Here is an 18,289-nt window from a genome sequence, read left to right as displayed (position 1 = left end):
TTGTAGCCTATCTATTCTATCTATTCAACCAAGGCCCAATCATCAGCCAAAACGTCGCAAGGCGTTGGTGCCCACATTGAAAAACCTTCACCCTCTCCTGAGACATTAATCAAGAAATAAGGGGTCACTTCTAACTTTTCACCAGATTCTAAAACAATCGAATCATAAAGTTTGACATAATTTTCACTACCCGCCCAACCTTTAGTTCTAACTACTTTTTTTCCAGCTTTAAGTAAAGCTAATGCTTCTTCAAAAGTCATTTTTTTCCTCCATATTGTTTAAAAATAAACTAAATTCATTATAGCAAAGTTCGAGAGATTTTAAATAAATGAAAACCAGTTTTAATTATCCGATGGATAGAACTAATAAACAGCCCTCAAAAATTATAGTCTATTTGTCTCCCTTAAAATTTTTTGTTATAGTAATTTCAACAAAGTGGAACACGCAAAAAAAAACGGTCTGCGCTAACAGACCTCGTGTTAAAACTTGGTTATGGTGGGACTAATCGCTAATTGCGATTAGTTTTTTTATTTCAAGCCAAAGTCTGACTAGGTTAATTGCGAAGTTCAAAACTTCGACAATCATCTCAAGTACCATCAGCATAAAATCCTCTCCATAACCAAGAAACACCTTGACTTCATAGGCACCTCCTGCATCTAGAGTTTGTCAGGATACATGAAACCAAGTGAACACTAAGAGATTTCCCTCCTAATCTACTATACGTAAAAAGCCGTGAAAAATAACAAATTTTCACGGCTTTTTTCTATACGCTTCATTCCAACAATTTCTTGTAGCAAAGATTATATAATACTGGCAGAACTGTCAGCAATTATATTTATTATCCAATCAATGAACCAGCAGGAACATCAGCATCAACGGTCAAGACACGCAATTGATCCCCAAATTCAGCCGATAAAATCATCCCTTGTGAAACGTATTTTTTCATCATTTTACGTGGTTTCAAGTTGGCTACAATTTGTAATTTTTTACCTACTAATTCTTGTTCATTTGGATAGAATTGTGCAATTCCTGACAAGATTTGACGTGGTTCAGAATCACCGGCATCAAGCTTAAATTTCAATAATTTATCAGAGCCTTCCACACGTTCCACTTCAAGCACTTCGGCAACTTTTAGTTCAATTTTTTCAAAATCATCAAATTTAATTTGTGGTAAAGTTAAATTCAATTCAACTTCTTCAGGCACCCATTCATCTGCCACCTCAGCGGAGTCCGCTGAGCCACCAGACATTTGTAATTTAATATAAGCAACCTCTTCTTCCACATCAAGACGTGGGAAAATAGGTTCGCCTTTTGCTACTACAGGATGAGTAAATGAATAACCAAAAGCTAGATTTTCAAGTGAAAATGATTCTTCATCCATTCCCAATTGCTCGAAGATTTTACCTGAAGTTGCACGCATAAATGGTTGTAAAAGACTACCTGCAATCCGTAAATTTTCTGCCAAATGATACAAAACATTATTCAATTTTGCTTTGTCGTCTTCTGATTTCGCAAGGACCCAAGGCGCTGTTTCATCAATATATTTATTTGTTCTTGATATCAATGTCCAAATATCAGCCAAAGCCACGTTGAATTCAAATTTATCCATTGCTTTATGGAAATGACCGATTGTTTCATCAACCACTTCTTCTAAACTTACATCAAATTCAGTCGAAACTCCAGTTGCTTCGATTTTTCCGTCATTATATTTGTTAATCATTGAAACAGTACGATTCAACAAATTTCCCAAATCATTAGCCAAATCAAAATTAATACGTCCAACAAAATCTTCTGGAGTGAAAATTCCATCTTGTCCAAAAGAAATCGCACGCATCAAATAATAACGAACCGCATCAAGGCCATAACGTTCAATCAACATCTCAGGATAAACAACATTTCCTTTTGATTTAGACATTTTTCCGTCTTTCATCAAGAGCCAACCATGACCGAAAACCTTTTTAGGGGCAGGTAAACCAAGAGCATGAAGCATAATTGGCCAATAAATCGTATGGAAACGAACAATTTCTTTACCAACCATATTAATTCCAGGCCAGTATTTTTTAAAATTACTATCATCGTCAGAATTATAACCAAGCGCCGTGATATAGTTCAACAAAGCATCAAACCATACATAAACCACATGTTTGGGATTAGAAGGGACAGGAATTCCCCAAGTAAAACTTGTCCGTGTCAGAGCCAAATCTTCCAAACCTGGTTTGATGAAATTGTTAATCATTTCATTTTTACGAACCTCAGGTTGAATAAAATCTGGATGTTCATCATAATATTGTAAAAGCCAATCGGCATATTTTCCCATGCGGAAGAAATAAGTTTCTTCTTCGACCCATTCCACTTCATGACCAGAAGGTGCAATCCCACCAGTAATATTCCCAGCTTCATCTCGGAAAATTTCTTCAAGTTGTGTTTCAGTGAAAAATTCTTCATCAGAAACAGAATACCAACCCGCATATTTACCCAAATAAATATCATCTTGGGCCAATAACTGCTCAAAAGCCTTTGCTACCGCTTCTTCATGGTAATCGTCCGTTGTACGGATGAATTTATCATAAGAAATATCTAATTTTTCCCAAAGGGATTGTACATCAGCCGCCATTGGGTCTAAGTATTCTTTAGGAGTCATTCCCAACTCTTCGGCTTTACGTTGAATTTTCATTCCATGTTCATCAAGCCCTGTTAAATAAAAAGTATCAAAACCGCTCAACCGTTTGTAACGGGCAAGCACGTCACAAGCAATCGTCGTATAAGTGTTACCCAGGTGCAACTTACCCGAGGGATAATAAATTGGGGTTGTAATGTAAAAAGTTTTGTTTTCTGTCATATTTTCCTCTTTCCGAGCAAATGAGGCTCGATATTTGAGAAGATTCTCATCTAAATATTATACCAAAAAACCTCTAAAATCGCATTGTCTGATTAAGTTTGTTATAATACTCACAGCCCATAACCCGCTAAAGCAGGAATGGGCGGACGTCAATCCCTATGGGGATTGACTAGAGTCTTACTACTACCTCTGATGAAACTACTAGGATATTCGTAAGTCATCATCTACGCGCTTAGGCGCTACGCTGTTGGCGCTTCAGCGCTTACAGATAAGCTTGTATTTTTATCAGGTCGTAATTAGACGAAAAGCCGGTAACATAAAACGTGTTTCATGTTACCGGCTATGTTATAATTATCATAGAAAAGTTAAGAATTCCTTTAAGTCACAGCTCTTTGGAAATTCTTTTAAAAAATAAAGGAACGATTATGAACTATAAATTTATCTCATGGAATATTGACTCACTCAATGCTGCATTGACTGGAACCTCAGAACGTGCTGCACTTTCTCTTGCCGTTGTTAAAAATCTTGCCCAAGCACAACCAGACGTTTTAGCCATTCAAGAAACCAAACTTCCTTCTACTGGACCTAAAAAAGCTCATCTAGAAGTTTTGGAAGATCTGTTTAAAGGTTATAAAATCGTCTGGCGTTCATCAGTAGAACCCGCTCGTAAAGGATATTCTGGAACAATGATTCTTTATAAAGAAACTCTACCAGAACCAGTCATCACTTTTCCTGAAATTGATGCTCCTGAACCTATGGATGCCGAAGGTCGAATCATCACCCTTGAATTTCCTGACTTCTTTGTCACTACGGTTTATACACCAAATGCTCAAGAAGGTCTGACGCGACTTGATTTACGTGGAATTTGGGATGATAACTACCGTAACTATCTCACAAGCCTTGATGCTCAAAAACCTGTCTTTGTTTGTGGAGATTTCAATGCAGCCTATACAGAAATCGACTTAGCCAATCCCCGTGGCAATCACAACTCAGCTGGATTTACCGACCAAGAACGTGAAAAATTTGGTCAACTTTTAGAGGCTGGATTTACTGATACATTCCGTAAACTTCATGGTCCTGTTGAGAAGTTTTATGAAGAAGGACGCAGTATTTATACTTGGTTTGCCCAACGTGCAAAAACCTCAAAACTAAATAATTCAGGTTGGAGAATTGATTACTGGTTAGTTTCCAATCGTCTTGCAGATGCAATTAAAGTTTCTGAACCCCTTGATTCTGGCGAACGTCTAGATCACGTCCCAATTCTCTTAGAATTTGAACTCTAAAATAAAAGAACCTTAAAGGTTCTTTTTTATTGTCAATAAAACAAATAGAGGCTATAATTGAGTGAAAATAGTCAAGGAGAAAAATTATTATGGTTGATATAAATTTAATATTAGCAGAGCATCAGACCTTAGAAACTGAGCGCTTGATTCTTAGAAAATTACAACTTGAGGATGCCACAGAAATGTTTAACTATGCTTCTAATCCAGAAGTTGTTCGTTATACTAGCTTTGAACCGCATGACTCGGTAGAGACAACCAAATCCACAATTGCCAATTTTTTTCTGCCTGATGGTCTCAATCATTGGGGAATTGTTGAAAAAACTTCAGGACAACTCATTGGGGAAATTTTTCTTAATATTATCAAAGAAAAAATTGTTGAATTTGGTTGGATTTTAAATCAAAATAGCTGGGGCAAGGGATATATGCCAGAAGCAGCCAGATGTCTTTTCGAGCTCTGTTTCAATGAGTTGGGGATTGAGGTCATTCAGGCCGAACACCTAACAGAAAATTCAAAATCAGGCCGTGTCATGGAAAAACTAGGAATGAAACACTTAGGAAAGGTTTATTCCTATTTTCCTAAGTTTAAGCAGCCTATTCTTACAGACTATTGGGCAATTACCAAAAACGAATATACTTTACTTCATTAACTTACGAATGAAAGAAATACTAATAAAAAATTTTATTTTTTTAGATTTTTGTGGTAGTCTTAAAATATAAAAAAGATGACGAAAGGCTACTAAATGTCCCGTTCTGACGAAATTATCCGGATTGTGAGTGATTATAAAAAAATCGAAGTCACTCAACTTTCACAATTACTTGAAGTTTCAAACGTAACAATCCGAAAAGATCTTGATAAACTTGAAGAAAAAGGAATTATTAATCGCCAACACGGTTTTGCTTTGATTAATAATACAGATGATATCAACTTCCGTTTAGCAAAAAACTATGACTTAAAGCGTAAAATTGCCATTAAAGCTGCTGAAAATATTCTTGATGGGGATACAGTGATGATTGAATCTGGCTCTACTTGTGCTCTACTCGCTGAAGAGTTAGCCTTTAATCGGAAAAATGTTACCATCATTACTAACTCTGTTTTTATTGCCAATTATATCCGGAAATCCGATTCCGTTAAAGTCATCTTACTTGGTGGAGAATATCAAAACAACTCCCAAGTCAATGTAGGTCCACTGATAAAAAAGGTAGTTGATGAATTTTATGTTGACAAATTATTTATCGGCATTGATGGTTTTGACCCCATACGTGGTTTTAGAAGTAATGACCTTGCCCGTAGTGAAGCCATTCATGTCATGGCCGCTGCCGCTAAGGAAGTCATTATTTTAACTGATGCTTCTAAATTTAAGCAAAACGGCACCGTCACTTGTTTTTCATTCCCTGAAATTTCGCAAGTCTTTACTGATAAAGCGATCAGTAAAGAAACCGAAGCAATTCTTGAAAATCAAAATATCAAAGTCACGACTATTCAATAAAAAATGGACAATGTCCATTTTTTTATTGACAGATTTTCTAAAATATGATATATTTTCTTCATAAGAAAGATTTTCGCTTTCGTTTGAAAGTTTAGCTTTTTTAGAATCTCCTAAGATTTAAATATTATTACATAAAAAAATGAGTCTAACCAACTCATTTTTTTATATTTTTTCATAAGATGATTCTTTAAAACCAATCTGCTGAACTTGATCATTTTTTACGAGTAATGGGCGTTTGATAAGCATTCCATTTGATGAAAGAAGTTCTGCCATTTCTTTTTCCGATAATGTTGCTAGCTTATCTTTAAGATTCAAGTCACGATAAACTAAGCCACTTGTATTGAAAAATTTTTTAATGGGAAAGTCAGCTTCTTTAAACCACTTTTCAAATTTTTGCTGACTAGGTGGTATTTCCTTCAAATCAATCGCTTGATAGTCTATACCAAGTTCATCTAATTTTGCTTTTGCTTTTCTACAAGTAGAACATTTTGGATACCAATAAAAATCGTACATTTTTCCCTCCTTAAATCCAGTCTTATTATAGCATAATAAAAAGTCAATTTTTATAAAAATTTCTTGATAAAAAAACCATATTATTAAAATAATATGGTTTTTTATTGCTGACTAAGTTTCAGCCATCGTTATTTTTTCACAATCAATTTGATGGCTTGTTCAAGTTTTTCTTCCTTGTCAGTCACTTCATTATCCAGTAAAAGCTCTTTAAGATTTTCTGCCACGATTAGACCAATCAGACTATCTAAACTAGAACGAACTGCAGTCAGTTGCCTGACGACATCAATACACTCCTCACCTGAATCCATCATGTTTAAAACACCTGACAGCTGACCATTAGCCCTTTTCAATCGATTTTCCATTTTTTTATCATATTTTTTCATCAGCATCTTCCCTTTGTTTATTCAATTAAATCATGCGTGACTTTACTATATAAACCAAAGGCTCCATCTAAATTTCTAACTTGATAACCTTCTTGTTTTAAAATCCGTTCAGCATTGTAAGAACGAAGTCCTGACTGACAACTGACGATATATTGAATCTTCTTATCCAGTTCATTAAGACGTTCACGGAGCTCATCAAGTGGAATATTTTGAGAATTTTTAAATTTACCTTTAATTAGTTCAGCAGGATTTCTTACATCAAGCAAAACTTTTCCTTTTGCCAATTCATCTGCAAGCTCATGCCACTGAATATTTTCTGACTGTCCCAATATAATATTCATTGCAGCATAACCAGCCATATTCACAGGGTCTTTAGCCGATCCAAAAGGTGGAGCATAAGTAAATTCTAATTCTGGTAAGTCAAACACAGTGAGTTTAGCTTTAATTGCTGTCGATAAAATATCAATTCTTTTATCAACTCCTTCTTTACCAAGCGCCTGCGCTCCAAAAATTTCCCCACTCTCTGGCTCAAAAATTAGTTTCAGAACAATAGATGTCGCTCCTGGATAATATCCAGCATGATTGTTTGCCGTCACATGAACAATTTTATGCTTCAGATTTAAGGACTGAAGTTGCGACTCTGAAAGCCCTGTACTTGCCACTTGTAAATCAAATACACGAACAATCGCTGTCCCGAGCGAACCTCGATTTTCAACTGGCAAGCCACTAATGATATCAGCAACCTGACGTCCTTGACGATTGGCTGGAGAGGCCAGTGAAATTAAAGCATCATGTCCCAATTGATTTTTGACAACAATAGCATCACCTACCGCATAAATGTCTTTAACCGATGTTTCGTAATGTTCATCAACTAGAATAGCATTCCTAAGTCCTAATTTAATATCAGCCATTTTAGCTAAACTCGTTTCTGGTTGAATACCGACCGAGAGAATTGTTAAATCTGATAAAAGACTTTCACCATTATCAAGTAAAATTTGCTTGTCCTTAAATTCCACAGCTCCTGTATTTGTCATTACTGATACATTATTTTTGATTAATTCTTCATTGACATAAGCAGCCATTTCACGATCAATCGTTGGCAAAACATGTGGCGCTTTTTCAACGATTGTGACCGCTATTCCACGTTTTGAAAGATTTTCGGCCATTTCTATTCCAATGAAACCAGCACCAATGATCGTCGCCTTTTTAGGAGCTTTCTCTTTCAGCTGAGCCATTATTTTATCCACGTCAGGAATATTTCGTAAAGTAAAGACATTGTTTGCCAGATCTAATCCTTTAATTTGTGGAACAAATGGTTTGGCACCTGATGAAAGAATGAGTTTATCATAGCTTTCAAAATAACTTTTCCCATTTGAAAGGACTGTAATTTTCTTTTCTTTACTGTCAATTGCAGTGACCTCAGAATTTTCACGCACATCTAAGTTAAAACGTTTTTGCAATGCTTTAGACGATTGGACAATTAAATTTTCTCGTTCTTCAATTTCTCCGCCCACATAATAAGGCAAACCACAATTTGCAAATGAAACATAAGGTCCTTTTTCAAAAACAATAATTTCTGCCTTTTCCTGAAGACGACGCAAACGGGTGGCCGCAGACATTCCGCCAGCAACACCACCAACAATTAATATTTTCTCTGTCATTTTTTGATTTTTCCTCTCCAAGCTAACATTCCACCAGATATATTGGTCACATCATAATCAGCTTTGCTCAATATTTTGTAAGCTTTTTTTGACCTCATTCCTGACTGACAAATGAGTAAGTATTTTTTGTTCTTATTTAATGATTGAGCGGTCAGTTGACTCAATGGAAGATTTCGGGCGCCACTAATATGTCCTCTTTTAAATTCCTCTACTTCCCGAACATCAATTAATTGTTTTCCTTTTTTTATTTCCTCTGTTAATTCAGAGATACTTATTGTTTTTATTATATTAAATAACTTGAACACATTTTCTCCTCAACTTTGTCACTTCTTGCTTTTAATCAAAATCTAGCTGTCCATCCCAAGCTGAAGTGCCTCCAGAAATATTGATTGTTTCAATGCCTTTTGCCAAAAGATATTGACAAGCCCTAGCAGAACGAGCGCCTGACTGACAGATAATATAACTTCCGTCAGTAATTTCTTGATATTTTTCTTCTAGCTGACTTAATGGAATATTTTTAGCTTCTGGAACATGCCCATTTCGATATTCAAAATCTTCTCGAACATCAATGATTATTGCTTTTTTATTTTCTGTCAGTAATTTTAACTGACCAGCATCAATTGTTTGCACTTCATTGCCTCTTCTTTAGTTAATTTAAAACCATTATATACCCCCGTGGGTATATAAGTCAAGTTTTATCACTTCCTAATTTATAAAATAAAAAAACCTAAGTTTTCAATCACTTAGGTTTTTGTTGATAAAAAATAGGAAATTAATTAGTTATCTTTTTTATGTTTGACAGAGTCAACCGTATCATTAAATTTTTCTGCAACATCTTCAGCAAGGTCAGAAGCCTTATCTTTGATATTTTCCAAGCCTTCTTTAGCTTTTCCCATAAGTCCTTCTGTTTTACCTTTAGCTTCTAGTTTTTCATCACCAGTTACTTTACCTGTGGTTTCTTTAACTTTTCCACTTACTTTATCTTTTGTTGCATCAAGTTTGTCATTTAAAGCCATTTTAAATCCTCCTCGTAATTTGCGATTTCATCTCAAATTATCATGAAAGTTTCATAATAATTTTTAGAAAAACTAAATCAGTTAAATTTATCAATCATTGATTGATAAAATAGAATGTACGATTTCCCTCCTTTATTCTCTTCTTAATCTATTCTCATTCTAACATCCGTAGCAAAAAAAGTACAGAAAACTGCTCATAATGATAAAAAAACTTGGAACATGCCAAGTTTTAATAATCATAAAGTTCTGTTGAAAGATATCGCTCCCCATTATCAGCACAAAGTGCTAGTATTTTTTTCCCTTTTCCGAGTTTTTTAGCCAAATCATAAGCTGCCCAAATGGCCGCCCCTGAAGAAATTCCGACTAGAAAACCTTCTGTTTTACCGATCTTTCGTGCGGTATCTAAAGCATCATCACTTGTCACATCCACCACGCCGTCATAAGACTTTGTATCCAAATTGGGCGACATAAAAGGAATGCCGATTCCTTGAATTCGATGAGGCCCACTCTCTCCTCCTGTTAAAATCGGAGATTCCGCTGGTTCAACGACAAAAGTTTTTATCTTGGAATTTTTACTTTTTAGATAATGAGAAACTCCAGAAATTGTCCCACCAGTTCCTGCGCAAGCCACAAAAACATCCAGTCCTTCTTTACCAAAGGCTTCAATAATTTCAGGACCTGTGCTCAATTCATGGGCTTTCAAATTGGCTGGATTTTCAAATTGCATTGGCATGTACCAGCCATTTTCTTTGACTAGCTGTTCACCTAAATCAATGGCAGCCTTAATTCCGTCAGCTGCTGGAGTTAATATTAACTTTGCCCCATAAGCTTGAATGAGCTGACGACGTTCTTTTGAGTAACTATCAGGCATGATAATTACGACATTATAACCCAAAGCTGCTCCAACCATGGCAAGTCCAATCCCTGTATTTCCAGAAGTAGGCTCTACAATCGTTCCACCTTTTTTCAAGAGCCCCTCTTGTTCTGCTTGTCGAATCATTTGTAGGGCAATCCGGTCTTTAACTGAGCCTCCAGGATTGAAATATTCCAGTTTGAGATAAATTTCAGCACTGTTTTCTGGGCTGTTTTTTAATTTTATTATTGGACTATTGCCAACTAATTCAGTGATGTTTTCAACAATTTTTGCCATATTAATTCCTAAATTACTGACAGTCTTGTCAGCTCTGCTTAAGAATGACAGACTTTGAAGTTTACCATTCTGTCAGTAAATCATTCTCAATTTTTACTATCTAATTTTTCTGTCAGTTCAACAGGACCAGCGGGAGCTGTTGAAGCGGGGGAGAAATGAGTTGTAAGCTTTGCTTACAACTCTGTCAATATATTATTATTTTTCGAGTGCTTCTTTGAGGTCCGTCAGTAAATCTTCAAGAGCTTCAACACCGACTGATAAGCGAATCAATCCATCTTTTATCCCAATTTCTTCCCGAAGTTCTTTAGGAATTGAGGCATGAGTCATTACTGCTGGCACTTCAATCAAAGATTCGACTCCTCCGAGTGATTCGGCTAGTGTAAAATAGCGCAAGTTTTCAACAAAATTTTTAACCGCATTTTCGTCAGTCAATTCAAATGAAATCATTCCACCAAAAGCAGTCATTTGTTTTTTAGCAATCTCATGTCCTTCATGATTGACGAGACCTGGATAATAGACTTTTGAAACAGCTTGTGATGCTTCTAAAAACTCAGCAATTTTTTGAGCATTTGCTGAATGGGCCTCCATCCGGAGTGCAAGTGTTTTGATTCCTCTTTGGACTAACCAGCTATCTTGTGGACCAAGAACCGCTCCAATAGAATTTTGTAAAAAGCCAATTTCACTAGCGAGTTCATTTGAATTTGTCGTTACCAAACCAGCCACTACATCTGAGTGTCCTCCTAAATATTTCGTTGCAGAATGCAAGACAATATCCGCTCCTAGAGTGATTGGTTGTTGTAAATAAGGCGTCGCAAAGGTATTATCAACTAATGTTAGAGCATTATGAGCTTTAGCAATCCTTGAAATTTCTTTGATATCCAAGACTTTTAGGAGGGGATTTGAGGGCGTTTCAAAGTAGACTGCTTTGGTTTCTGCTTTAAAAGCTGCCTTTAAATCGTCAAGATTGCTCAAATCTACTAAATCATAGATTATTCCTGTCTTTGTCAGCACCTTGTCCATCAATCGAAAAGTTCCGCCGTAAACATCATCAGCTAAGATGATATGATCGCCCGCAGAAAATAAAGATAGTACCGCGTGAATTCCAGCCAAGCCTGAACTAAAAGCAAAACCTTGAACCCCACCCTCTAAATCTGCAATTAATTCTTCCAAAGCATGTCGTGTCGGATTACCTGAACGTGAATATTCATATTCTTTAGGTTGTCCAAGTCCATTTTGTTTATAAGTTGATGTTTGATAAATTGGAACAGAAACAGCTCCTGTTGTTCTATCTGTTGAGATTCCACCGTGAATTACTTTTGTTTTTAAACTTGTCATTAGTCCTTTACTTTCTAATTTTTTCTATAATATAAAAATATCATGAAAGTTAAAAAGTCGCCATAAGAAAATGCTATGGCAGACTTAATATTTTTTATGGCAAGCTTAATTCGCATACAAATTGCTCACTCCTTTACTGATTGAAAAATAAAAAAACGAGGCAAAGGGCTTCGTTCTTAATATTTTCTAAATCGATTATAGCGTTGTTCTGCTAATTCAGTTTCTGTCAGTAAAGTTAACTCGCCAAGCGTTTCTGTCAGCTGTCTTTTGAGATTATCAATCAGATTTTCTTCAGAAATAATCCCATCAACAATTCCCATTTCTAAAAGATGTGGTGCAGTAATTTTCATCAGCTCAGCCGCTTCATCACGACGCGAACCATCTTTCCACAGAATAGTGGCAAAACCTTCTGGCGAAAGAACAGAATAAACGGCATTTTCTAAAATATAAACCTTATTAGCAAGCGCAAGAGCAAGTGCTCCACCAGAGCCTCCTTCTCCTGTTATAAAGGCAATCAGTGGGACTTTAAGGTCAGACATCTCTAAAAGATTTCTAGCAATCGCCTCACCTTGACCACGTTCTTCTGCTTCAATCCCCGGATAAGCACCCGCAGTATTGACAAAAGTAATGACTGGACGGCCAAATTTTTCGGCCTGTTTCATCAATCTCAAAGCTTTCCGATAACCATTCGGACTGGGTTGTCCAAAATTAGTCGCCAAATTTTCCTCAAGATTGCGCCCTTTTTGAATTCCGATAACGGTCACAGCTTGGTCATTAAATCGTGCAATTCCACCGACGATTGCTTCATCATCCGTTAATTGACGATCTCCGTGTAATTCAAAGAAATCAGTGAAAACCTGAGCAATAATATCTCTTGCCGAAATTCTATCAGCAGCTCTTGCTTCATTAATAATATCAGCAATATTTTTTTGCGAAACTTCACCTGTCATTGAATCAATAGTTTCAGACATTTTCCACCTCCGTATGAAGTTCTAAAAGAAGGGCCAATTTTTGACGTAATTCATTGCGCTTAACAATTGCATCGACAAAACCGTGATTCAAAAGAAATTCAGCTTTTTGAAAATCATCAGGTAAGGTTTGACGCACCGTTTGCTCAATAACTCGACGGCCAGCAAAACCAATCAAAGATTGTGGTTCGGCAAGAATAATATCGCCTAAGCTAGCAAAAGATGCCGTCACTCCACCCGTGGTTGGGTCAGTCAAAACAGTAATATAAAAAAGATCAGCATTTGAATGACGTTTGACAGCAGCTGAGGTTTTAGCCATTTGCATCAAGGACATGATTCCCTCTTGCATACGTGCTCCACCTGATGCTGTAAAAACAATAATTGGTAATTTTTCAGTCGTCGCATGTTCAAAGAGACGTGTCAGTTTTTCACCAACAACCGTCCCCATAGAAGCCATAATAAAAGTCGAGTCCATGATTGCCAAAGCCGTTTTTTGACCTTTAATCGTAGCCACTCCAGTCATAATTGCTTCGTCAAGACCTGTTCTTGCTTTTGTGGCCGCCAATTTCTCAGGATATCCTGGAAAATCTAAGGGATTTTTACTATCAATTCCAGTAAACATTTCAACAAAAGAATCTTTGTCAGCAACAATGGCTAGACGTTCCTTTGCCGTAATTCGGAAATTATAGTCACAATTAGGACAGACTTTATTCTTTCCTAAATCTTTTTGATAAATCGTGTGTTTACAAGCAGGACATTTAGCAAAAAGTTCGTCTGGAACTTCCGGATGCTCTGCTTGTTTCTCAATAATTGAACGATTTGGATTAATTTTAATGTATTTTTTCTTTTGGAAAAGAGCCATCTTTGCATCCTTTTCTCATTTTTTATTAAATTTAGTGACAGACATTCGCTTTCTGCTTTTGCAGAATTTTCTTGTCAGTCTTCTTTTTGATATTCTGGTAAGAAAACATTTCCTAAGAAACTTGTATCGTAATCTCCCGCAACAACATGTGGATCAGAAATAAGCTCCAATTGAAAATCAACATTCGTTGTCACACCTTCAACATCGAATTCAAGGAGGGCACGTTGCATTTTCATCAAAGCTTCAAAACGATTTTCGCCATGAACAATGACTTTAGCAATCATACTGTCATAGTAAGGGGGAATAGTGTAGCCACTGTACATGGCACTATCAACCCGTAAGCCAACCCCACCACCTGGTAAGAAAAGATTAGTAATCTTTCCTGGCGATGGTGCAAAATTAAACTTAGGATTTTCAGCATTAATTCGACATTCAATCGCATGTCCGCTAAAAGTCACGTCTTCTTGCTTAACAGATAACTCATTGCCATTGGCTACACGGATTTGCTCTTTGACAATATCTACACCAGAGACAAATTCAGTAACTGGATGTTCAACTTGAACACGAGTATTCATTTCCATGAAATAAAACTTACCAGAAGATTCATCAAGTAAAAATTCAATGGTTCCTGCATTTTCATAAGAAACATGTTGAGCCGCTTTTACAGCAGCCGACGTGATTTCATTACGTAAAGTATGTCCAATTGCTACTGACGGAGATTCTTCGAGAACTTTCTGGTTATTACGTTGAAGAGAACAATCACGTTCGCCAAGATGAATCACATTGCCATGGCTGTCACCTAAGATTTGAACTTCAATATGACGTGCTGGGAAAATCATACGTTCGATGAACATGGCACCATTTCCAAAAGCCGCTTGGGCTTCAGCTTGGGCTGCCTCAAAGGCTGGGACAAGTTCTTCGACAGTATTAACTTTACGAATTCCTTTACCACCACCACCAGCTGACGCTTTAAGCATGATTGGATAGCCAATTTCTTCAGCAATTTTCACGGCCTCGTCAGTGGTATGAACTTCGCCTTCAGAACCCGGTGTTACTGGAACACCAGCTTTAATCATTTCTGCACGAGCATTGATTTTATCACCCATCATATCCATGACTTTTGCTGAGGGGCCGATAAATTTAATATTCATTTCTTCACAAAGACGAGCAAACTTTGAATTTTCCGAAAGAAATCCAAAACCTGGGTGAATCGCTTGTGCACCAGTTGCTACAGCAGCTGACAGAATATTATTCATATTAAGATATGATTCTGTACTTCTAGCTGGACCAACACAAATGGCTTCATCAGCCAAATGAACATGTAAAGCGTCACGGTCTGCAGTTGAATAAATGGCAACTGTACCCACTCCTAATTCACGAGCTGCACGAATAATTCTTACAGCAATTTCGCCACGATTGGCAATCAAAATTTTATTAAACATAGATGTTCTCCATATGGGAAAATACCCCGAGCTTTTGCTCAATGGGAGTTTTGAAAGGCATGATAAAAAGAAAGTCATAGCCAACAAAACAATTTTTTGATAAATAAAAATAAGTCCGAAATTTACCATAAGTAAAAAATCTTATGGTTAAAATAAATTTTTTGCTTCTTAATCATAATAAATATGATTATTTTTAAATGGGAATAACCTATTTACCTAAGGCAGGATACAACCTGACATCTTCAATATCAGGTCACCTTGACCTAGAAGCCTATCTCCACTTCGTTTTGCTGTCCATTCGCTCTAAGCGACTAAAGTCGCTAGGCGAAATGGCAAGTGCTAAAGCACTAACGCCCTAAGGCAAAGGTCAAAGTTCCTTTCGCTGCCAATTTTCCATCAACAGTTGCTTCTGCTTCAACAACCGCAATTGGTCCACGGCGTTTGATAAATTTAGCATGTAAGACCAACTGGTCTCCAGGAGTGACTTGTTTTTTATATTTAACGTTATCCATTCCCGCATAAAAGACAAGCTTCCCTTTATTTTCAGGTTTAGATAATTCCAAGACACCAGCCGCTTGGGCGAGAGCTTCCATAATCAAAACACCTGGCATTACTGGATATTGTGGAAAATGTCCTTGGAAAAATTCTTCATTAATCGTCACATTTTTAATTGCTGTAATTTCATCATCAGCAATATCAATCACACGGTCCACTAATAAAAATGGATAACGATGAGGCAAAGCCTCCATAATTTCTGTTACATTAATATTTACTTCAGTCATTTATTCTCACTTTTCTTTTAGATGATTTACTGACAGAACTTGCTTGTAAATCATCTAGCCTCTAGAACTTGTCAGCAATTTTTATTTGATTCTCATCAAATCTTGACCAAATTCAACAACATCTTCTCCTGAAACCATCACCTCAGTGATAATTCCATCTTTTGGTGCTGGAATTTCGTTCATTACCTTCATTGCTTCAATAATAAGCAAGGTTTGACCTTTTTTAACCGTATCTCCAACTTTGGCAAATTCAGCTTTATCTGGAGAAGGTTTAAGATAAGCCACACCTACCAATGGAGAAGTAACTGCTTCGCCTTCAGCTTCTACGGCTGTTTCATTTGCCACGGGAACTTCTGTGCTTTCTGCAACTGGCGCAGCTTGTTGAGCTGTAAAAGCAGCTGCAATAGGAGCGGAACTTTGAGTACCAACAAGGGCTTGCCCTTCATTTTTTGAAAATGATAATTCACCATCAGCATTTTTCCAAGAAAATTCACGTAAAGTAGAACCATTGAATTGGTTCATCAAATCTTTTACTTCTGAAATGTTCATTTTTATTTACTCTCCAGTCCATTTCTTGAATGCCAATACAGCATTGTGTCCACCAAAACCAAAGTCTTGTGACAAGGCAAGGTTAATTTCAGCAGGTTTCCCTTCACCAAGAACAACATTAATTGTCATTCCTTCATCAAGTTCAGTTGTTCCAGCATTTACTGGTGCATATTGATTCAAAAGTGCTTGAACAGTTGCTACTGCTTCAATTGCACCCGTTGCACCAAGTGCATGACCGTGCAATGCTTTTGTAGATGAAACATAAGCTTTATCGCCAATTACATTGTGAATTGCTTTGCTTTCAGTTTCTTCATTAGCATGTGTTGAAGTTCCGTGAGCATTGACATAATCTACATCAGCAGGACTTGCCCCAGCTTCTTCCAATGCCAATTTAATGGCATTTTTAGCACCAACTCCTGAAGGAGTTGTCATATGGAAAGCATCATTTGTATTTCCGTAACCAACAATCTCAGCCAAGATATTAGCACCGCGAGCTTGTGCATGTTCAAGACTTTCCAAAATCAAAACACCAGAGCCTTCACCCATTACGAAACCAGAACGGTTTTTATCGAATGGAATACATGCTTTTTCAGGGTCAGTTTCTTTAGTCAAAGCTGTCAAATTAGCAAATCCAGCAATTCCAAGTTCACAAATTGCCGCTTCAGCACCACCAGCAATCATTGCATCAGCGTAACCATGTTTGATTTCACGGAAAGCTGAACCAATTGAATTGGCACCAGCCGCACAAGCAGTAACTTCGGCACGTGAAACACCACGAGCACCTGTACGTAAAGCAACATTACCAGTTGCCATATTAGCAATAGCAAGTGGAACATAGAGTGGTGCTACACCTTTACGAGGTCCTTTAGCAACAATCGCTTGTGAATTTTTTTGTGATTGTTCAAGTCCACCAATCCCAGAAGCCATGATACAACCCAAACGGTCAAAATTAGTATTTTCTTCTGTAATTCCAGACATTTCCATCGCATCAAGCGCTGCATAAACCGCATAAAGTGAGAAAGTATCCATGCGTCGTGCATCTTTTTTCTGGAAATATTTGTCAAATGGAAATTCTTTTACTTCTGCTGCAACAGAAATTCCTGTTGCTTCGGCATCAAAATGAGTGATTGGACCAATTCCAGTTTTACCAGCTTTAAGATTGTTCCAAAATTCTTCTGGGCTATTCCCAATTGCACTAACTACGCCATAACCAGTGATTACAACTCTATTTGTCATATTTTTATCCTTCTTAATTTCAAAATTTATAAATGAGCAATTTACATCGCAACCCCACCATCAATGGTGAGTACTTGTCCAGTCATATATTCTTGTTCGGCCAAGAATTGAACCGCGGTCGCAATTTCTTCTGGCATACCAAAACGTTTCATTGGAATTTGCCCTTTCATTGCATCTTTAACCTTATCAGAAAGAACTTCAGTCATATCTGATTCAATAAATCCTGGAGCCACAGCATTTACACGAACGTTACGTCCTGCTACCTCTCTGGCAATTGATTTTGTTAAACCAATGAGTCCAGCTTTTGAAGCCGCATAATTTGCTTGTCCAGCATTTCCCATCAAACCAACAACTGATGAGATATTAATGATTGCTCCAGAACGCGCTCTAGTCATTGGTTTTAAAACTGCTTGTGTCATATTAAAGGCACCTGTCAAGTTGATTTTAAGAACAGTCTCAAAATCTTCTTCTGACATTTTTAATGATAAGCCATCACGCGTGATTCCTGCATTGTTTACCAAAATATCCACTGAACCAAGAGCTTCAATTGCTTCTTTAACCATTCGTTTAGCATCTTCTGATTTTGAAATATCACCTGATATCCCAACCGCTTGAACACCAAAAGCTTTAAATTCAGCTAAAAGTTCTTCTGAAACAGCTGAACGTCCATTAATGATCACATTAGAACCCGCTTTAGCAAATTGAAGAGCAATTGCTTTACCAATTCCACGAGTTGAACCAGTTACAAAGACGTTTTTATTTTTAATTTCCATTATTTATAAG

At 36.9% G+C, this 18,289-nt stretch carries 20 protein-coding genes; 3 read left to right on the top strand and 17 right to left on the bottom strand.

All coding sequences use genetic code 11. The features are described 5' to 3' along the window. Positions 1-20: 20 nt before the first annotated feature. Positions 21-260 carry a DUF2829 domain-containing protein gene (locus KW2_RS03695; protein WP_021036936.1) on the bottom strand — a complete coding sequence of 80 codons (240 nt, stop codon included), beginning with the start codon at positions 258-260 and terminating at the stop codon, positions 21-23. 578 nt (positions 261-838) lie between these two features. Beyond that, positions 839-2,839 carry a methionine--tRNA ligase gene (gene metG, locus KW2_RS03690; RefSeq protein ID WP_021036935.1) on the bottom strand — a complete coding sequence of 667 codons (2,001 nt, stop codon included), beginning with the start codon at positions 2,837-2,839 and terminating at the stop codon, positions 839-841. 425 nt (positions 2,840-3,264) lie between these two features. Between metG and KW2_RS03685 the strand changes: the two genes are divergently transcribed. The 3 genes from KW2_RS03685 to KW2_RS03675 all read left to right on the top strand — a co-directional run bounded on the left by KW2_RS03685 (position 3,265) and on the right by KW2_RS03675 (position 5,609). Beyond that, positions 3,265-4,122: an exodeoxyribonuclease III gene (locus tag KW2_RS03685; protein ID WP_011675922.1), complete on the top strand. Its 858-nt coding sequence runs from the start codon at positions 3,265-3,267 to the stop codon at positions 4,120-4,122. Between the two features lie 89 nt (positions 4,123-4,211). Further along, positions 4,212-4,769, top strand: coding sequence for a GNAT family N-acetyltransferase (locus KW2_RS03680; protein ID WP_021036934.1), 558 nt, complete (start codon positions 4,212-4,214; stop codon positions 4,767-4,769). Positions 4,770-4,862: 93 nt separating this feature from the next. Then, positions 4,863-5,609 (top strand): DeoR/GlpR family DNA-binding transcription regulator, encoded by a 747-nt coding sequence (locus KW2_RS03675; protein WP_014572904.1) that lies wholly within the window; start codon positions 4,863-4,865, stop codon positions 5,607-5,609. A gap of 162 nt (positions 5,610-5,771) precedes the next feature. On the opposite strand, the gene KW2_RS03670 is transcribed toward KW2_RS03675, so the two are convergent. The 15 genes from KW2_RS03670 to fabG form a co-directional block, all read right to left on the bottom strand. Continuing rightward, positions 5,772-6,122 carry an arsenate reductase family protein gene (locus KW2_RS03670; protein ID WP_021036933.1) on the bottom strand — a complete coding sequence of 117 codons (351 nt, stop codon included), beginning with the start codon at positions 6,120-6,122 and terminating at the stop codon, positions 5,772-5,774. A gap of 128 nt (positions 6,123-6,250) precedes the next feature. Beyond that, positions 6,251-6,505 carry a metal-sensitive transcriptional regulator gene (locus KW2_RS03665; protein ID WP_011675918.1) on the bottom strand — a complete coding sequence of 85 codons (255 nt, stop codon included), beginning with the start codon at positions 6,503-6,505 and terminating at the stop codon, positions 6,251-6,253. Positions 6,506-6,522: 17 nt separating this feature from the next. Then, positions 6,523-8,166 (bottom strand): FAD-dependent oxidoreductase, encoded by a 1,644-nt coding sequence (locus tag KW2_RS03660; protein WP_021036932.1) that lies wholly within the window; start codon positions 8,164-8,166, stop codon positions 6,523-6,525. Continuing rightward, on the bottom strand, positions 8,163-8,471 hold the full coding sequence (locus tag KW2_RS03655; protein WP_021036931.1) for a rhodanese-like domain-containing protein: 309 nt from the start codon (positions 8,469-8,471) through the stop codon (positions 8,163-8,165). The genes KW2_RS03660 and KW2_RS03655 overlap by 4 nt, the downstream gene beginning before the upstream one ends. 31 nt (positions 8,472-8,502) lie before the next feature. Beyond that, positions 8,503-8,796, bottom strand: coding sequence for a rhodanese-like domain-containing protein (locus tag KW2_RS03650; protein ID WP_021036930.1), 294 nt, complete (start codon positions 8,794-8,796; stop codon positions 8,503-8,505). Positions 8,797-8,942: 146 nt separating this feature from the next. Beyond that, the gene (locus tag KW2_RS03645) at positions 8,943-9,182 is read right to left on the bottom strand and encodes a CsbD family protein (RefSeq protein ID WP_011675915.1); all 240 of its coding nucleotides are present in this window, start codon (positions 9,180-9,182) and stop codon (positions 8,943-8,945) included. 229 nt (positions 9,183-9,411) lie between these two features. After that, positions 9,412-10,332, bottom strand: a complete 921-nt coding sequence (gene cysK / locus KW2_RS03640) for a cysteine synthase A (RefSeq protein WP_021036929.1) — start codon at positions 10,330-10,332, stop codon at positions 9,412-9,414. 195 nt (positions 10,333-10,527) lie between these two features. Continuing rightward, the gene (locus KW2_RS03635) at positions 10,528-11,667 is read right to left on the bottom strand and encodes a cystathionine gamma-synthase (RefSeq protein WP_021036928.1); all 1,140 of its coding nucleotides are present in this window, start codon (positions 11,665-11,667) and stop codon (positions 10,528-10,530) included. A gap of 176 nt (positions 11,668-11,843) precedes the next feature. Continuing rightward, positions 11,844-12,638 carry an acetyl-CoA carboxylase carboxyl transferase subunit alpha gene (gene accA, locus KW2_RS03630; RefSeq protein ID WP_021036927.1) on the bottom strand — a complete coding sequence of 265 codons (795 nt, stop codon included), beginning with the start codon at positions 12,636-12,638 and terminating at the stop codon, positions 11,844-11,846. Next, positions 12,631-13,497, bottom strand: coding sequence for an acetyl-CoA carboxylase, carboxyltransferase subunit beta (gene accD, locus KW2_RS03625; RefSeq protein WP_021036926.1), 867 nt, complete (start codon positions 13,495-13,497; stop codon positions 12,631-12,633). The genes accA and accD overlap by 8 nt, the downstream gene beginning before the upstream one ends. A 74-nt stretch (positions 13,498-13,571) precedes the next feature. Beyond that, entirely contained in the window at positions 13,572-14,939 is a 1,368-nt protein-coding gene (accC, locus tag KW2_RS03620) for an acetyl-CoA carboxylase biotin carboxylase subunit (RefSeq protein WP_021036925.1), read from the bottom strand. A 347-nt stretch (positions 14,940-15,286) separates the two neighbouring features. Next, positions 15,287-15,721, bottom strand: a complete 435-nt coding sequence (gene fabZ, locus KW2_RS03615; RefSeq protein WP_015426090.1) for a 3-hydroxyacyl-ACP dehydratase FabZ — start codon at positions 15,719-15,721, stop codon at positions 15,287-15,289. Between the two features lie 81 nt (positions 15,722-15,802). Beyond that, the gene (accB, locus tag KW2_RS03610; protein ID WP_021036924.1) at positions 15,803-16,270 is read right to left on the bottom strand and encodes an acetyl-CoA carboxylase biotin carboxyl carrier protein; all 468 of its coding nucleotides are present in this window, start codon (positions 16,268-16,270) and stop codon (positions 15,803-15,805) included. 6 nt (positions 16,271-16,276) lie between these two features. Further along, the gene (fabF, locus tag KW2_RS03605) at positions 16,277-17,506 is read right to left on the bottom strand and encodes a beta-ketoacyl-ACP synthase II (RefSeq protein WP_021036923.1); all 1,230 of its coding nucleotides are present in this window, start codon (positions 17,504-17,506) and stop codon (positions 16,277-16,279) included. Positions 17,507-17,547: 41 nt separating this feature from the next. Next, a complete protein-coding gene (fabG, locus tag KW2_RS03600; protein ID WP_011675906.1) occupies positions 17,548-18,279 on the bottom strand; it encodes a 3-oxoacyl-[acyl-carrier-protein] reductase in 732 nt (243 codons plus the stop codon). Positions 18,280-18,289: the final 10 nt, after the last annotated feature.

Origin of the sequence: Lactococcus cremoris subsp. cremoris KW2 (assembly GCF_000468955.1) — a bacterium.
Lineage (GTDB): Bacteria > Bacillota > Bacilli > Lactobacillales > Streptococcaceae > Lactococcus > Lactococcus cremoris.
This window is presented reverse-complemented; position numbering and strand designations above follow the sequence as displayed.

Coding starts and splice junctions, on each gene's coding strand:
- KW2_RS03665 (WP_011675918.1), bottom strand. CDS start 6,505: ATGAAAAAATATGATAAAAAAATGGAAAATCGATTGAAAAGGGCTAAT.
- KW2_RS03695 (WP_021036936.1), bottom strand. CDS start 260: ATGACTTTTGAAGAAGCATTAGCTTTACTTAAAGCTGGAAAAAAAGTA.
- KW2_RS03685 (WP_011675922.1), top strand. CDS start 3,265: ATGAACTATAAATTTATCTCATGGAATATTGACTCACTCAATGCTGCA.
- KW2_RS03670 (WP_021036933.1), bottom strand. CDS start 6,122: ATGTACGATTTTTATTGGTATCCAAAATGTTCTACTTGTAGAAAAGCA.
- accD (WP_021036926.1), bottom strand. CDS start 13,497: ATGGCTCTTTTCCAAAAGAAAAAATACATTAAAATTAATCCAAATCGT.
- accC (WP_021036925.1), bottom strand. CDS start 14,939: ATGTTTAATAAAATTTTGATTGCCAATCGTGGCGAAATTGCTGTAAGA.
- metG (WP_021036935.1), bottom strand. CDS start 2,839: ATGACAGAAAACAAAACTTTTTACATTACAACCCCAATTTATTATCCC.
- KW2_RS03635 (WP_021036928.1), bottom strand. CDS start 11,667: ATGACAAGTTTAAAAACAAAAGTAATTCACGGTGGAATCTCAACAGAT.
- cysK (WP_021036929.1), bottom strand. CDS start 10,332: ATGGCAAAAATTGTTGAAAACATCACTGAATTAGTTGGCAATAGTCCA.
- KW2_RS03675 (WP_014572904.1), top strand. CDS start 4,863: ATGTCCCGTTCTGACGAAATTATCCGGATTGTGAGTGATTATAAAAAA.
- accB (WP_021036924.1), bottom strand. CDS start 16,270: ATGAACATTTCAGAAGTAAAAGATTTGATGAACCAATTCAATGGTTCT.
- accA (WP_021036927.1), bottom strand. CDS start 12,638: ATGTCTGAAACTATTGATTCAATGACAGGTGAAGTTTCGCAAAAAAAT.
- KW2_RS03660 (WP_021036932.1), bottom strand. CDS start 8,166: ATGACAGAGAAAATATTAATTGTTGGTGGTGTTGCTGGCGGAATGTCT.
- KW2_RS03645 (WP_011675915.1), bottom strand. CDS start 9,182: ATGGCTTTAAATGACAAACTTGATGCAACAAAAGATAAAGTAAGTGGA.
- fabG (WP_011675906.1), bottom strand. CDS start 18,279: ATGGAAATTAAAAATAAAAACGTCTTTGTAACTGGTTCAACTCGTGGA.
- KW2_RS03680 (WP_021036934.1), top strand. CDS start 4,212: ATGGTTGATATAAATTTAATATTAGCAGAGCATCAGACCTTAGAAACT.
- fabF (WP_021036923.1), bottom strand. CDS start 17,506: ATGACAAATAGAGTTGTAATCACTGGTTATGGCGTAGTTAGTGCAATT.
- fabZ (WP_015426090.1), bottom strand. CDS start 15,721: ATGACTGAAGTAAATATTAATGTAACAGAAATTATGGAGGCTTTGCCT.